Source organism: Planotetraspora sp. GP83, from assembly GCF_041262585.1.
Classification (GTDB): Bacteria; Actinomycetota; Actinomycetes; order Streptosporangiales; family Streptosporangiaceae; genus JAOEGB01.
This window is the reverse complement of record NZ_JBGCBZ010000005.1, coordinates 158550-174006: the sequence shown is the minus strand read 5'-3', so window position 1 is coordinate 174006 and position 15457 is coordinate 158550. Positions and strand designations below refer to the sequence as shown.

General features: G+C 73.0%; 9 protein-coding genes. 6 read left to right on the top strand and 3 right to left on the bottom strand.

The window, feature by feature from the left end; translation table 11 throughout:
• Nucleotide 1: 1 nt before the first annotated feature.
• Nucleotides 2-2995 (top strand): AAA family ATPase, encoded by a 2994-nt coding sequence (locus tag ABH927_RS09355; protein WP_370019917.1) that lies wholly within the window; start codon nt 2-4, stop codon nt 2993-2995.
• On the opposite strand, the gene ABH927_RS09350 is transcribed toward ABH927_RS09355, so the two are convergent.
• The 3 genes from ABH927_RS09350 to ABH927_RS09340 are packed head-to-tail and all read right to left on the bottom strand — an operon-like array spanning nt 2992 to nt 8027.
• Entirely contained in the window at nt 2992-4497 is a 1506-nt protein-coding gene (locus tag ABH927_RS09350) for an aldehyde dehydrogenase family protein (protein ID WP_370019915.1), read from the bottom strand. The two genes, ABH927_RS09355 and ABH927_RS09350, sit on opposite strands and share 4 nt — an antisense overlap.
• Before the next feature lie 37 nt (nt 4498-4534).
• Nucleotides 4535-5167, bottom strand: coding sequence for a cupin domain-containing protein (locus tag ABH927_RS09345; RefSeq protein WP_370019913.1), 633 nt, complete (start codon nt 5165-5167; stop codon nt 4535-4537).
• Nucleotides 5157-8027 carry a helix-turn-helix transcriptional regulator gene (locus ABH927_RS09340; protein WP_370019911.1) on the bottom strand — a complete coding sequence of 957 codons (2871 nt, stop codon included), beginning with the start codon at nt 8025-8027 and terminating at the stop codon, nt 5157-5159. The genes ABH927_RS09345 and ABH927_RS09340 overlap by 11 nt, the downstream gene beginning before the upstream one ends.
• A gap of 236 nt (nt 8028-8263) precedes the next feature.
• Here ABH927_RS09340 and ABH927_RS09335 point away from each other — a divergent pair, with 236 nt between their 5' ends.
• The 5 genes from ABH927_RS09335 to ABH927_RS09315 are packed head-to-tail and all read left to right on the top strand — an operon-like array spanning nt 8264 to nt 15449.
• Nucleotides 8264-9604: an SWIM zinc finger family protein gene (locus tag ABH927_RS09335; RefSeq protein ID WP_370019909.1), complete on the top strand. Its 1341-nt coding sequence runs from the start codon at nt 8264-8266 to the stop codon at nt 9602-9604.
• Nucleotides 9601-10941 (top strand): DUF5691 domain-containing protein, encoded by a 1341-nt coding sequence (locus ABH927_RS09330; RefSeq protein ID WP_370019907.1) that lies wholly within the window; start codon nt 9601-9603, stop codon nt 10939-10941. Before ABH927_RS09335 ends, ABH927_RS09330 begins: the two co-directional genes overlap by 4 nt.
• 50 nt (nt 10942-10991) lie before the next feature.
• Nucleotides 10992-12005, top strand: coding sequence for an AAA family ATPase (locus ABH927_RS09325; protein WP_370020223.1), 1014 nt, complete (start codon nt 10992-10994; stop codon nt 12003-12005).
• Nucleotides 11995-14319, top strand: coding sequence for a DUF5682 family protein (locus ABH927_RS09320; protein ID WP_370019905.1), 2325 nt, complete (start codon nt 11995-11997; stop codon nt 14317-14319). Before ABH927_RS09325 ends, ABH927_RS09320 begins: the two co-directional genes overlap by 11 nt.
• Nucleotides 14319-15449 (top strand): VWA domain-containing protein, encoded by a 1131-nt coding sequence (locus ABH927_RS09315; protein ID WP_370019903.1) that lies wholly within the window; start codon nt 14319-14321, stop codon nt 15447-15449. The genes ABH927_RS09320 and ABH927_RS09315 overlap by 1 nt, the downstream gene beginning before the upstream one ends.
• The last annotated feature ends 8 nt before the right edge of the window (nt 15450-15457 follow it).

The following is a 15457-nucleotide window of genomic DNA, read 5'->3' as shown; positions in this document are numbered from 1 at the left end:
TATGAGCACGGCCCTCCCACCGCAGCACCACCCCGAGGGGCTTCGCGAACCCGGGTCCGGTCCCGAGGACCGCGATCCGGTGACCCGTAAGCGGCTGGCCCTCTGGGACCGGACGAAGTTCCTCCTCCTGCTCGCCATCGCGTACGGCGTGCTGCTGTGGAACACCACCGCGACCTATCAGGGGATCATGTCGGCGCACGACGTGTTCGCGATCACCAACGAGGGCGCCTCGTGGATCCTCTGGCTGGCGGCCATCGAGCTGCTCCGGCAGGCGCACTTCCTGATCAGCGAGCGGTCGGCGGCCTACCACCGGTTCTGGACCCACAAGGTCTTCGGCGGCTTCAACCGCTGGTCGCACCGGCGGTTCAACGACTGGAACCGGTACCGCCTCGCGCGGGCGATCAAGTGGCTCGTGTGGATCGTCGTCATCGCGCTCGTACTGGCCAAGCTGCAGAAGACGTCGCCCCTCGAAGCGCTGTTCAACGTGCCCGCCACGGTCTGGGGATACCTCCCCACGTTCCTCCAGATCGTGATGATCATGCTGATCGGCGTGCTGCAGTTCGTGGCGATCTTCTGGTTCCTGTCGCGCGGCGGCGTCGACGTCTACTTCCCGGACGACATCAAGACCCGCTTCTCGGACGTGTGGGGACAGGACCACGTGATCGAGCGGGTCAAGGAGAACATCGTCTTCCTGGAGAAGCCCGACGAGATCGAGGCCAAGGGCGGCTACGTGCCCAGCGGCATCCTGCTGTGGGGGCCGCCCGGCACCGGCAAGACCCTGATGGCCGAGGCGGTGGCGGGCTCGACCGGCAAGCCGTACGTCTTCGTGGACCCGGGCGCGTTCATCAACATGTTCTTCGGCGTCGGCGTGCTAAAGGTCAAGTCGCTCTTCCGCAAGCTTCGCAAGCTGGCCCTCCGCTACGGCGGCGTGATCGTCTTCTTCGACGAGGCCGACTCGCTCGGCAACCGCGGCGCGCTCGCGCAGGGCGGCCCCGGCGGCTGGGGCCGCGCCGTCCCCGCGCCGTTCGAGAACGCCGGCTGCAACGGCTTCGCCTACCTTGACCCGCACACCCGCCGCGTGCTCGGGCAGCGTTCGGCCGAGCCCGCCGAGCCGGCGCCCGTCTCGAAGACGGGCGTTTTCGTCAACCGCATCGTGTACGGCGCGGGCATGGGCGGCGGCGGTGGCGGCATGGGGACGCTGGAGTCGCTGCTCACCGAGATCTCCGGCCTGAAGAAGCCGCGCGGGTTCGTCAACCGGTACGTGCGGCGGCTCCTCGGCATGCGGCCCAAGCCGCCGCCGAAGTACCGCATCCTGATCATGATGGCGACCAACCTGCCGGAGGCCCTCGACGAGGCCCTGCTCCGGCCCGGCCGCATCGACCGCATCTACAAGGTCGGCTACCCGTCCAAGGCCGGCCGGATCCGGACGTACAAGGGCTACTTCGACAAGGTCCGGCACGAGCTGACCGACGAGCAGATCGACAAGCTCGCCACGATCACGCCGTACGCCACGGGCGCGACGATCAAGGACATGGTCAACGAGTCGCTGATCACCGCGATCCGGGACGGCCGCGAGGTCATCACCTGGTCCGACGTGATGCGGGCCAAGCGGCTCAAGCAGCTCGGCCCGCCCGAGGACGTCGAATACATCGAGCGCGAGCGGCACGCCGTGGCCGTGCACGAGGCGTGTCACGCGGTCGTGGCCTACCGCACCCGGCACCACCTGGAGATCGACCTCGCCACGATCGAGAAGGGCGCCGACTACCTCGGCATGGTGGCGAGCATCAAGCCCGAGGACCAGTTCACCCGGTGGAAGTCGGAGTACGAGGCCGACATCATGGTCTCGCTCGCCTCGCTCGCCGGCGAGCGGATGTTCTTCAGCGACGACAACTCGTCCGGCGTGTCCGGCGACCTCCAGTCGGCCACCATGCTGACCGGCCTGATGGAGGCCCACTGGGGCATGGGCATCGGCGTGGCCTCGCTGCCGGCGCTCCAGGATCTCGGTCTCCGCGAGGGTAAGGCGGCCCCGCTGCCCGGCGTCGGCGGCGGCGCCGGCTTCACCGGCACCCCCGTGGGCAAGCGCGACGAGATGGTGCCCGACATGCTCCCGGAGCGGATCGAGTTCAACCTCGCCCAGCTTCTGGAGAAGACCGCCGAACTGCTCAGGGAGAACCGGCGCGCCGTGCTGTCGGTCGCCCACGCCCTCGAACACCACAAGACGCTCAACGGCGACGACGTCGTCGCGGTCATCGAGGGCCGCCACGGGCCCCTCATCGACGGCACGATCTACAACGCCGACGAGTTCTACGAGGAGATCGAGGCCTACCACGTGGCCGCCGCGGAGGCCCACCGCGGCCACAGCGAGGTCCCGGTCGAGCTGCCGGTCCCCGCCTCCCGCGTGCTGGAACTGGAGCCGTCGGTCGTGGTCGCGCCCGCCGGCGGCCAGGCGCCCGTCTTCGCCCCGGCGCAGCCCCAAGGACTACACGCGCAGCCCCAAGGACTACACGCGCAGCCCCCGCCGCCGCACGTGCCGTCCCACGTGGGCAACGGGCACGTGGTCCACCAGCCGGACTTCGTCCCCTGGAACGGTGCGCCGCCCCCGCCGCCGTCCCCGCCCAGCATGGCGCCGCCCGCCGAGAAGAGGTCGTACGGCATGCTCTGGGCGCTCGTCGGCAGCGCCGTCGCCCTGGTGCTGTTCGTCCTGCTGGGCGTGGCGGTCATCGGAGGCGGCGGCGGTGGTGAGGACGCCGCGGCCGCGGCGCCGGGAATGTCGGCCGGCGTCGCGCTCCTTCTCGTCGTCGCGCTCATCGCGGTGATCGGCGGCATCGCCGTCGCGATCCTCGTCGTCCGCAGCCACCAGGCCGGTCGGAGGCAGGCAGAGGAGGCCAGGGACCGGGCGGCCGAGCGCGCCCAGCTCCTCGCGGCGGCCATGGACCCCGAGGTGGCCATGCGGCTGCTCGGCTACGACGGCCGCCGCGGCCCGGACAATCTTTAAAGGCGGAAGCCCAGGTCGGGCGTGATCTCGGCCACGTCCATCTGGGCCTTCTGGAGGCGGCCCGAGTAGTCCCAGTTCAGCGCCTGCCAGCGGGTGAACTGGTCGAGCACCCAGACCCCGCTCTGCCGGCTGCCGTTGCCCGACTTGCCGTTCCCGCCGAACGGCAGGTGGGCCTCGGCGCCCGACGTCGAGTTGTTGACGCTCACCATGCCCGCCGAGACCCCGGCCCGGAAGCGGAAGGCCGCCGCCGGGTCCGTCGTGTAGATCGACGACGACAGCCCGTATCCGGGCCTGTTGGCCAGCTCGATCGCCTCGTCGAGCGTGCGGAACGTCGTCACGCCGACGATCGGGCCGAACGTCTCCTCCAAGAAGAGCCGGTCATCGGCGCGCACGCCGTCGACGATCACAGGGTGGTAGTAGAGGCCGTCGCCGTCCATCCGGCCGGTCGGGCCGGGCAGCACGGTGTGGTGCGGCTCGATCCAGGTCAGGTAGTCCTCGTAGCGCTCGGCGAACTTGTGGTCGAGCAGCGGGCCGTACAGCACGTCGCCGTTCGGATCGCCGATCTTCGCGTTCCGTACGGCTTCCGCGAACCGGCTGAGGAACTCGTCGTGGACGTCCTCGTGCGCGATGACCGTGCCGAGCGACGTGCACCGCTGGCCGGCCGTACCGAACCCGGCGAACAGGGCGCCCTCGACGGCGAGGTCGAGGTCGGCGTCCGGCATGACGACCATCGGGTTCTTGCCGCCGAGCTCCAGGCACGGCGACTGGAGGTGGCGGCCGCACAGCTCGCCGATGGCCCGGCCGACGGCGCTGGAACCGGTGAAGCCGACCTTCTGCACGGTCCCCTCGGCCAGTGCGCGGTCGAGCCCCTCGTAGGTCCGCGGGCCGTCGGAGAAGACGATGTTGAGCACGCCGTCCGGCAGCCCGGCCGCCGCGAACAGCCGGTAGAGGGCGTGCGCCGAGGCCGCGGCGTACTCGGCGGGCTTCCATACCACCGCGTTGCCGCACAGGAGGGCCGGCACGAGGTACCACGAGGGGACCGCCACCGGGAAGTTGCCCGCCGTGATGATCGCCGCGACCCCGGCCGGGACGCGGAATGTGAACAGGCTCTTGTCCGGCATCTCCGACGGGACCGTCTGGCCGTAGAGGCGGCGACCCTCGCCGAGGAAGAAGTCGCAGGTGTCGACGATCTCCCGGACCTCGCCCAGCGCCTCGGCGTACGGCTTGCCGATCTCCTCGGTGACCAGCCTGGCCAGCGTCTCGGCGTTCGCCTCGACCAGCCGGCCGATCGACGCGATCACCCGGCCGCGCACCGGCGCCGGGACGCGCGCCCACTCCCGCTGCGCGGCGGCGGCCGTACGGCACGCGCCCGCGAACGTGTCCGCGTCGGCGAGGTGGACGGCCGCCACGGTCTCCGCGGGTCTCGCGGGGTTGATCGACTCGTACGGCACCCCTGAAGGCGCGTCCTTGCCGCCGATGACGGAAACGATCTGCCGAGTCACCGCTGACCTCCGAATGAATTGCTGCCTGGCGTCTCGATTACACAGTATTTTCGGTGGGCCCCTCCGTGGGACCGCCCACCGCGCGGAAGTCGGCGAAGTCGAAGCCGGGGGAGACCACGCAGCTCACCAGGACCGCCTCCGGACCCGCCGGCCGGGCGGACTGCCAGACCCCGGCCGAGACCAGAGCCTGCGGCACCTGGCCGTGTTCCACGCCGGGGCCGAGCGTGATCACCGACTCACGGCCGGGCGCGTCGCCGTCGCCGCCGAGGACCAGGGTGAGCGGGCCGCCCCGGTGCCACAGCCACACCTCGTCGCTGCGCACCACGTGCCAGACCGACTCCTCACCTGGGCCGAGCAGGAAGTAGATCCCGGTCGCGCTGTGCCGTACGCCGCCGTAGCCGGGCGGCTCGAACGTCACGGGGGAGCGCCACGTCTCCCGGAACCAGCCGCCCTCCGGATGCGGCAGCAGGTCGAGCGCCTCGGCCACGGGCGGCCGCTCCTCGATCGACACGAACGCGCCCGACACGTCACGGCGGACGAACCGCTTCCTGCCGTCCTCCAACGCGATGACCGGCTCGGGGCCGGTGAAGGCCCGGCCCGCCACCTCCAGCGCCTCGGCCTCGCTCCGGGCCTCGACGGACGGCCCGTCCGGATACGCGTCAAGCGTCATCAGCCGCATGTAACCCCTCCTGATGGGCGATCGCCGCGGCCTGCGTGCGGGTCGCCACGCCCAGCTTGGCCAGAATGTTCGAGACGTGCACGCTGACGGTCTTCCGCGAGATGAAGAGCAGCTCGCCGATCCTCCGGTTCGGCAGGCCCGCTGCGACATGCGTGAGCACCTCCCGCTCCCGGCTGGTGAGGCCGCTCAGCACGCCGGCGACGGCGCCGTCCACGAACCGGGCCCGGCGCCCCAGCTCGTCCAGGGCCGCCCGGAACGGCTCCGCCTCCAGCTCGCCGGCCACCTTCGCCGCCTTGATCCACTCCGTGTGGGCCGCCTCGCGGTCACCCGCTTCGAGCAGGGCCTCCGCCAGCCGCCAGCGCGACCGGGCCTGCTCGTAGACGAAGCCGAAACCGAAGGCGTCCGTGGCCTTCCGCCACACCTCCGGGTCCGCCGTGCCGCGCGCCCGCTGCCACTCGGCCTCGGCACGGGCCAGCCACGCGCGCCCCTCGGGGCCGAGCTCGGCGCGCGGGCCGGACGGGCCGTTGGCCGCCGCCCAGCGGGCCCTCTCCAGCAGGTCGCCGCCCTCCCGCCGCCGGTCGTGCCGCTGGTCGTGCCCCTGGTCGGCGAGGGCCCACAGGCCGGTGGCGGCGATCCGGATCACGCCAGGGTCGAACGGCTCCAGCACGTCCAGGATCGCGGTGACGTGGTCGAGGGCCGTGGCGGGATCGCCGCGCCAGAGGGCCTGCTCGGCGGCCATGCCGCGGGCCATGTAGGCCACCAGCTCGTCGGACAGGAAGGGAGAGAGCCACTTCAGCCGCTCGTCCGCCATCGGCCGTCCTCTGCCGACCTCGACGAACAGCGCGAACGACGACAGGCGGGCCTCGGCCTTGGCGCCGACCCGGATGCCGAACTCGGCCCCCAGCCGCTCCGCCGTGCCCCAGTCGCCCTTCGCGTAGTGGACCAGGTAGTAGAGGAACCGCAGGTCCGTGCCGTAGGTGCTCCAGGTGAGGCCGGTCTCGCGGGCCAGCCGTACGCCCTCTCCCGCCGTCCGGGCCGCCGCCTCCAGATGCCCCTGCTCGTACTGCAGGCGCGCGTGGTTGAAGTGCGCCCGCATGTCGATGGACAGGTCGCCCGACGGCTGCCGGGTGGCGCGGGCCAGAAGCTCCTGGGCGTGCTCGGCGGAGCCCGTGGCCTCCTCGAACAGCGCCAGCGAGACCAGCGCGCTCGTCTCCGCGTCCCTCGCGCCGGTCGCCCGGGCGACCTCCAGCGCGCGGGTGGCCACCGCGGTCGCCTCCTCGACGCGGTAGTTCCACCACAGGGCCCGCGCCTGGGTGGCGAGGGCCCTGGCCAGCAGGGGGCTCTCCGGCGCGAGCTCCACGGCCTCCTGGGCGGCCGCCGTCATCCCCGGCCCGTCGTCGTCCGCGTCCGCGAGGTAGTAGGCCAGCCGCTCGTCGGTCTCCGCGATGAGGAGCGGATCGCCGGCCAGCTTGCGCAGCCGCCTGAGCTGGGATATCGCCCGGTGGTAGTCGCCGCTCTCGGCGGCCGCCGCGGAGCTCGCCAGAGCCAGCCGCGCTCTCGGCTCGCCGGCCAGTTCCTCGGCCGCCGGCACCTGGTCCCACACTTCGAGCGCCCGCTCGAAATGCCGGTGCGCCTCGGCGGGCGCGCCCAGCTCGACCGCCAGCCGGGCCGCCTCCACCGAGGCCCTGAGGGCGCCGGGCAGGTCGTGGCTCGCCAGGTAGTGGTGGGCCAGCTCGGCGGGCGAGCCGCCGCGCGCGGCCAGCAGTTCGGCGAACGCGGCGTGCAGCCGGGTCCGCTCGCCGGGAAGCAGATCGTCGTAGACCGCCTCCTGTAGCAGCGCGTGCCGGAAGGCGTAGCCGTCCGTGCTCGTCGTCAGCAGCCCGCGGGACACGATCTCGCGCAGCGCGTCCTCCAGGGGGAGGTCGCTGAGGCGCGTGGCGTCCCGGAGCAGGTCGTGGCCCATCCGGCGGCCCGCCACGGCCGCGACCCGCAGCACCTGCCGGGGCGTGTCCGGCAGCGCCTCCACGCGGGCGAGCAGGAGATCCGCCAGCGTGCCCGGGACGCGCTCGCAGTCGGCCGACGCGGCCAGTAACTCCTCGGCGAAGAACGGGTTGCCCCCGGCGCGCTCCACCACCCCGCCGATCACCCCGCCGATCACGCCGCCGTCGGTCTCGCTGAGCGTGGACAGGTATTCGGCCATCTCGTGGTTCGCCAGCGGGGCCAGCTCGACGGCGGTGACGAGCGGAAGCCGGTTCAGCTCGGCCAGGACCGGGCGCAGCGGGTGGCGCCGGTGCAGGTCGTCGGTCCGGTAGGTCCCCACGAGGAAGACCCGCTCGCGCTGCAGCATGCGGGTGAGGAAGACGAGCAGGTCACGCGTGGAGCGGTCGGCCCAGTGCAGGTCCTCGAAGACGAACAGCACCGGGCAGTCGCCGGCCACTTCCGACAGCATGTCGAGCGCCGAGCCGAACAGCCGCTGCTGCGTGAGCGCGCCGGTCGCCGCCTCGGCATGTCCCGAGTCGCCGCCAGGCAGCAGGCGCTGCAGCACCGGCCTCGCGCTCACCGCCGCACCGATGGGGTTGCCCGAAGCGGCCGCCGCGCCGCGCAGGGCGTCCGCGAGCGGCAGGTACGGCAGGGCGTCGCCGAGCTCGGCGCACTGGCCCACCAGCGTGACGAACCCCCGCCGCTGGGCGTGGTGGCACAGCTCCGTGACGAGCCGGGTCTTGCCGATCCCGGCGTCCCCGCCCACGAGCGCCACCCCGGCGAGCCCCTCGGCGGCGGCGTCCAGCACGCCCAGGAGCCGATCCAGCTCTCCCGAACGCCCGATCAAAGCCTTCTGGGTCGTTCGCGCCATCACGCTCGTGAGTATTCCACGCACCCCCGACACTTCCGGCGACGCTGGTTCCAGCGCCGGGGGTGTGGACGTCGTCAGCCACACGACCGGTGTTGGCAGCGGCCAACGAAGCGGGGGTCAACAGGGATGCTGCCCACGGCGAGCGTGGTGAGGGAGTCCACCGCATGGGGATCGGTCGCCGGCCCGGCGACGCGTCCCCGGCGGATTTGTCGGAGGGGCTGGCTAGTGTGCGGCGCGTGATCGAACGTTGGAGCCGGGATCAGGTGCTCGCGCTGGCACCTGACGCGGCGTCGCGGAAGGCGGCCTCGGGCGTCAGCGCGCCCGCGAAGTGGTCGGGCGCGGGGGCGCTGCCCGACGTTGTCTGGGGCGAGTGCGCGGGCAGCGGCGCGAAGCCGTACCGGGCGTGCGTGGACCTTTCCGAGCCGGCCTACAAGTGCAGCTGCCCGAGTCGGAAGTTCCCTTGCAAGCATGCCCTCGGCCTGCTGCTCCTGTGGTCCTCGGACGGCGTGGCGGTCGCCGATGGGCCCGTGGACTGGGTGGCCGACTGGCTGGACCAGCGGCGTCTCCGGGTGGACCGACAGGCGGCGAAGGAGGCACAGGCATCCGAGGCGGCCTCGGGAGGGGCGGGGTCTTCGGGGGGAGTAGGGGCCTCAGGCGGGGTGGGCAGGTCCTCGGGTGTCGCCGCGCAGCGGGAGAGCAGGGTCACGGCGGGGTTGTCCGAGCTGGAGCGGTGGCTGTCCGACCAGATCGCGCACGGGATCGCGGGCGCCCGGCAGACCGGCCTCGCGGACTGGGACGACCTGGCCAAGCGGCTGGTCGACGCGCAGGCGCCCGGAGTGGCGGGCGCGGTGACCCGCCTGTCCCGCGTGCTGCGCGAGGAGGACTGGCCGGGTCTGCTGCTGGAGGAGTACGCGCTGATCCACCTGCTGGCCGTGGCGCATCGCCGTACGGCGGAGCTGCCCGGCGAGCTCGGGGAGACGGTCAGGGCGCGGGTCGGTTTCCCGGTCGCCAGGGAAGGCGTACTGGCGTCGCCGACGGTGCGCGACCGCTGGGACGTGATCGGCGGCCGGGACGAGGAGCAGGACCGGCTCGTCGCCCGCCGCGTCTGGCTGATGGGCCGGGAGACCGGACGTCCCGCGCTCGTGCTGTCGTTCGCGCCCATCGGCCAGGCCCTGGACGCCTCCCTCGTGACGGGCACGACCATCGACGCGGACCTCGCGTTCTACCCGGGGTCGGCCCCGCTGCGAGCCCTGGTGGCCGAGCGGCACGGCCTCGTGAGCGCGGGCCCGCCGCCGGGGACGGAGATCTCCCGGCTTCCCGGCCGGATCGCCGAGGCGCTGGCGGGCGACCCCTGGGCGGACTCCTGGCCCGTGGTCCTCGCCGACGCCGTCCCCACCCGGGAGAGCCTCCTCGACCAGGAGGGGAGCGGGCTGCCGTTGCATCCGGAGGGCGGCGTTCCCTGGCGGCTGCTGGCCGTTTCCGGCGGACGTCCGGTGACGGTGGCCGCCGAGTGGACGCCGCGGGGGCTGCGCCCGCTCACGGTCTGGAACGAGGAAGGTCAGGTGGTGAGGCTGTGAGCAGGTCATGGGAGGAGCTGGTGTCCACCGCTCTGGTGGGCGCCGAGCGCCGTGCCGTACCGCCGGCCGGTCTGCTGGAGGAGGCCGCCGTGTGCGTGACGCGGAGGCGGGCAGGGTGGCGGCCGCGCAGGGGCCGGCCGCTGCCTTCCGCCTCCGCCGAGACGCGGCCGCTCGCGTCCCGGGCGGCGGGCGACCGGCTGGCCCGGATGCTCATGGGCGAGCAGGCCCGGCTGCTGCCGGAGTGGCTGGAGATCGCGGCGGCGGGCGGCGTGCGGGTTCCCGCCGCGCTGATTCCCGATCTCCTCGACCATGGGGTGCGGGACCGCTCGATCCGTTCCCACCTGGGTCTGCTGACCGGTTCCCGGGGCCGCTGGCTGGCGGAGCTCAACCCCGCCTGGTCCTATCTCCTCGCGGAGCCTGCCCTCGTGCCGCCCGCCGAGACGTGGGAGTTCGGGACGAGCGGCGACAGGCGGGCGTTCCTGGCGGCGCTGCGCGCCACGGCGCCCGCCCGTGCCCGCGAGCTGCTCGAACAGGGCTGGAGCGGGGAGACGCCGGAGGGCCGGGCCGCGTTCGTGGCCGTCCTCTCCGACGGCCTGACCATGGACGACGAGCCGTTCCTCGAAGCGGCCCTCGACGACCGCCGCCGGGAGGTGCGGCAGACCGCCGCCGACCTGCTCACCCGGCTGCCCGATTCCCGGCTGGCCCGCCGGATGGCCGAGCGGGCAGCCCGCTGCCTCGTCCGGGGGAGGGCGGAGCCGCCCGGGGCGTGCGACAGCACGATGGAGCGCGACGGCGTCCGGGCCAGGCCGCCCGCCGGGATGGCGCAGCGCGGCTGGTGGCTCCAGCAGGTCGTGGCCCACACGCCGCTCGCCTTCTGGCCGGATCACCTGGGCCTCCCGGTCGATGAGATCACCCGGATGAGGATCGGTGACTGGGAGAGGGAGGTCCGCATGGGCTGGACCCGGGCGGCGATCCTGCAACGCGACGCCGAGTGGGCGCGTGCGCTGTTCGAGGTGGAACCGCTGACCGACCTGCTGGCCGTGCTGCCGCCGGGGGAGCAGTCCGACCGGGCGGCCGAGCTGGTCAGGCGGCAGCCGGTCGACGGACAAATGATCATGATGCTGGGCGGCGTGGCCCGGCCATGGGGCCCGCGCCTGGCGCAAGCCGCACTGCGGAAGATCGTCGAGACCTCCGGCGCCCAGCCGTGGAACGCCGGCGAGCTGATCAGGCTGGCCGGTGAGCGGCTCGACCCCGCGGTGCACGCGCACGTCCACGACGTGCCCGACCTGGCCGCCACCCTGCTTTTCCGTTATGAGATGTCGAAGGAGCTTTCGTGACGACCGTCCTGCGCCCCCACGCGGAAGACCAGTACGCCGACGAGCTGGCGATGCTGGCGAAGAGCGACGACCGGCCCCGGCCGCCGGGCTGGCGGCTGTCGCCGTGGGCGGTGACGACGTACCTTCTCGGGGACGGCGACCAGATCACCCCGAAGTATGTCGGCCCCCGAAGGATCGTCGAGGTGGCGGTGGCCACCCTGGCGACCGACCGGGCGCTGCTCCTGCTCGGCGTGCCCGGCACGGCCAAGACGTGGCTGTCGGAGCATCTCGCGGCCGCGATCAGCGGCGATTCCACCCTGCTGGTCCAGGGAACGGCGGGTACGGCGGAGGAGGCGATCCGCTACGGGTGGAACTACGCCCGCCTGCTGTCGGAGGGCCCGTCCCGGCAGGCGCTGACCCCGAGCCCGGTGATGCGGGCCATGGCCGAGGGACGGCTGACGCGGGTGGAGGAGCTCACCCGGATGCCCTCGGACGTGCAGGACGCCCTGATCACGATCCTGTCGGAGAAGACGCTGCCGATCCCCGAGCTGAACGAGGAGGTCCAGGCGGCCAAGGGCTTCAACGTCATCGCGACCGCCAACGACCGCGACAGGGGCGTCAACGACCTGTCCAGCGCGCTGCGCAGGCGGTTCAACACCGTCGTGCTGCCCGTCCCGGCGAGCGCCGAGGAGGAGGTCGAGATCGTCTCCCGGCGGGTGGCCCAGCTCGGCCGTTCTCTGGAGCTTCCCGACACCCCGGCCGGGCTGGAGGAGATCCGCCGGGTGGTCACGGTCTTCCGCGAGCTGCGCTCCGGGGTGACCGCCGATGGGCGGACCAAGGTCAAGTCGCCCAGCGGCACTCTGAGCACGGCGGAGGCGATCTCGGTCGTGACCAGCGGGATCGCCCTCGCCGCCCATTTTGGCGACGGGGTGCTGCGCCCCTCCGACATCGCGGGCGGGATCGTCGGCGCGGTGATCCAGGATCCGGTGTCCGACCGCGTCGTCTGGCAGGAGTACTTGGAGGCCGTGGTCCGCGACCGTGAGGACTGGCGGGAGTTCTATCGGGCCTGCCGCGATGCGGGCTGACGCCGTGACGACGATCCGGACAGCGATCCAGCCGGTGGTCCAGACGGCGATCCTGGGCGTCCGGCATCACGGGCCCGGCTCGGCGAGAGCCGTACGAGCCGAGCTGGAACGGCTCAAGCCTGACGTCGTGCTCATCGAGGGCCCGCCGGAGGCCGACGCGCTGGTCGCCCTCGCCGCCGACCCCGGCATGGAGCCGCCCGTCGCCCTGCTGGCACACGCCCAGGGCAAGGCCGCCTTCTGGCCGTTCGCGGTGTTCTCGCCAGAATGGCAGGCGATCACCTACGCGCTCCGGGCCGGGATCGAGGTCCGCTTCTGCGACCTGCCGGCGGCCCACAGCCTGGCCATGGAGATCGAGGCGGAGACCGCGAACGCGGGCCGCGACCCGATCGGCGAGCTGGCTGAGGCGGCCGGATACGACGACCCCGAGCGCTGGTGGGAGGACGTCGTCGAGCACCAGGCGTCCAGGCGCCAGGCCACCGAGCCCGGGGCCACCGAGCCCGAGGCCACCGAGCTCGAAGTCGCCGAGCTCGAAGTCGCCATCCACGAGGTTGCCGAGCGGGCGATCGGCGGGCATTGGGGCGGGAGCGGCGTTCTTCAGGTGGTGGCCGAGGCGATGGCGGCCGTTCGCGAGGGCCACGTCCCGGACGGCACGGAGGCGCGGCGCGAGGCCCACATGCGTAAGACGCTGAGAAAGGCGATGAAGGACGGCTTCGAGACCATCGCCGTGGTGTGCGGCGCCTGGCACGTCCCCGCGCTGACGACCCTGCCCCCGGCCGCCGAGGACGAGCGGCTGCTCCGCGGCATGCCCAAGGTGAAGGCCGGCATGACCTGGGTGCCGTGGACGCACGGACGGCTCTCCGCGCGGAGCGGCTACGGCGCGGGGATCACGTCCCCGGGCTGGTACGACCACCTGTTCGCCGCGCCGGACCGCCCGATCGAGCGCTGGCTGGCCAGGGCCGCGGCGGTCCTGCGAGAGGAGGGCCTGCCGGTCTCCTCCGCCCACGTGATCGAGTCCGTCCGGCTGGCCGAGGGCCTGGCCGCCTTGCGCGGGAGGCCGCTCGCGGGGCTGTCGGAGGTGACCGAGGCGGCCAGGGCGGTGCTGTGCGAGGGCGACGACCTCCCGGTCGAGTTGATCCAGCGCCGCATGGTCGTCGGGGAGCGGCTCGGCCACGTGCCCGACTCGACCCCGATGGTCCCTCTGCAGCGGCATCTGCGGGAGGAGCAGCGGCGGCTCAGGCTCAAGCCCGAGGCCCTCGCCCGTGAGCACGATCTCGACCTTCGCAAACCCCTCGACCTGGACCGCAGCCGCCTCCTGCATCGGCTCGGCCTGATCGGCGTGCCGTGGGGAACCCGGCGGGAAACCCGGGGGAAGGGGACGTTCAAGGAGTCGTGGACGCTGGAGTGGCGGCCCGAGTTCGACGTGGCCCTCATCGAGGCGGCCCCCTGGGGGATCACCGTCGACGCCGCCGCGACCGGCCGCGCCCGCGAGCTGGCGGCCGGGCCGGACGTGTCGCTCGCGGACCTGACCTCGCTGGTCGAGCGGTGCCTGCTGGCAGGCCTGTCCGACGCCCTGCCCGACGTCCTCCAGGCGATCAAGGACAGGGCGGCCCTCGACAGCCAGGTGACCCACCTGATGGCGGCCCTTCCCGCGCTCGTCCGCGCCCAGCGGTACGGCGACGTGCGGGGCACCGGAGGGCTCGGCGCGATCACCGACTCCCTGCTGGCGCGGATCTGCGCCGGCCTGGTGCCCGCGTTGACCGGGCTCGACGACGACTCGGCCCGCGAGATGGTGGCGCTGATCGACGGCGTCCACACCGCGGCCGGGCTGCTGGAGGGCGACCTCTGGCTCGCGACGCTCACGGGCGTTCCCGGCCGGGCCGGCGTGCCGGGGCTGATCGAGGGCCGCGTCGTGCGGATCCTTTTCGACGCCGACATCGCCGACATCGTGGACGACGTCGCCGCCCGCATGGCGCGGTCGATGTCCCTCGGCAACCCGCCGGCCCGCGCCGCCTCGTGGATGGAGGGCTTCCTGTCCGGGGGCGGCCTGCTGCTCGTCCACGACAGCCGCCTGCTGGCCACCGTGGACGACTGGCTCACCAGGCTGTCCCCGGAGGCGTTCGTGGACGTGCTGCCGCTGCTCAGGCGTACGTTCGGGGCCTTCCCGCCGCCCGAGCGGCGCATGATCGGAGACCGTGTCCGGTCAGGTACGGCCGCCGCCGCGCCCCAGGTGGACGACTACGACGACGAGCAGGCGGCGGCAGCCGTACGGACCGTTCTGGAAATCCTGGGGCTGGAAACCGTGGGGAGGGCGTGATGGACGAGAGGGCCCGCCGGTGGCGGCTGGTGCTCGGCGGCGCGGCCGAGGGCGCCCTGGACGGCGGCCTGGAGGGCGCCGACGCCGGCATGGACGCCGCGCTGGCGGCGCTCTACGAGAGAGGGGCGGGCCTCGGGGCTTCCGCGCCGAGGGTGGCGAGGTGGCTCGGGGACATCAGGGAGTATTTCCCGTCCACCGTGGTCCAGGTCATGCAGAAGGACGCGATCGAGCGGCTCAACCTGACCCGCCTGCTGCTCGAGCCGGAGATGCTCGACGCGGTCGAGCCCGACGTCCACCTGGTCGGCACGCTGCTGTCGCTCAACCGGGTGATGCCGGAGAAGGCCCGCGAGTCCGCCAGGGCCGTGGTCCGCCGGGTCGTCTCGGAGCTGGAGGCGAAGCTCGCCAGGCGGACCCGCGCCGCCGTCACCGGCGCGCTCGACCGGTCGGCCAGGACGCACCGGCCGAGGCGGGCCGCCGACATCGACTGGAACCGCACGATCCGGGCGAACCTGAAGAACTACCTGCCCGAGCGGAACACGGTCGTCCCCTCCCGGCTGGTGGGATACGGCCGCAGGCAGCAGACCGTACAGCGAGAGGTCGTCCTGTGCGTCGACCAGAGCGGGTCGATGGCCGCGTCGGTCGTCTACGCCGGGGTGTTCGGCGCCGTGCTCGCCTCGATGCGGTCGCTCAGGACGTCGCTCGTGGTCTTCGACACGGCCGTCGTCGACCTCACCGACCAGCTCCACGACCCGGTGGAGGTGCTGTTCGGCACCCAGCTCGGCGGCGGCACGGACATCAACCGGGCCCTCGCCTACTGCCAGGGCCTGATCACCCGGCCCGCGGACACGATCTTCCTGCTGATCAGCGACCTCTACGAGGGCGGTGTGCGGGAGGAGATGCTGCGCAGGATGGCGGCCATGACCGCGGCCGGAGTCCAGGTGATCGTGCTGCTCGCGCTGTCCGACGAGGGCACGCCGCAGTACGACCACGACAACGCGGCGGCGCTCGCCGCGATGGGGATCCCGGCCTTCGCTTGCACGCCGGACGCGTTTCCCGAGCTCATGGCGGCCGCGATCGAGCGCAGGTCCTACGACCAAGGTCCGATGGCGTCCCCATCTCGCATTCCGTAAGGTCCGTA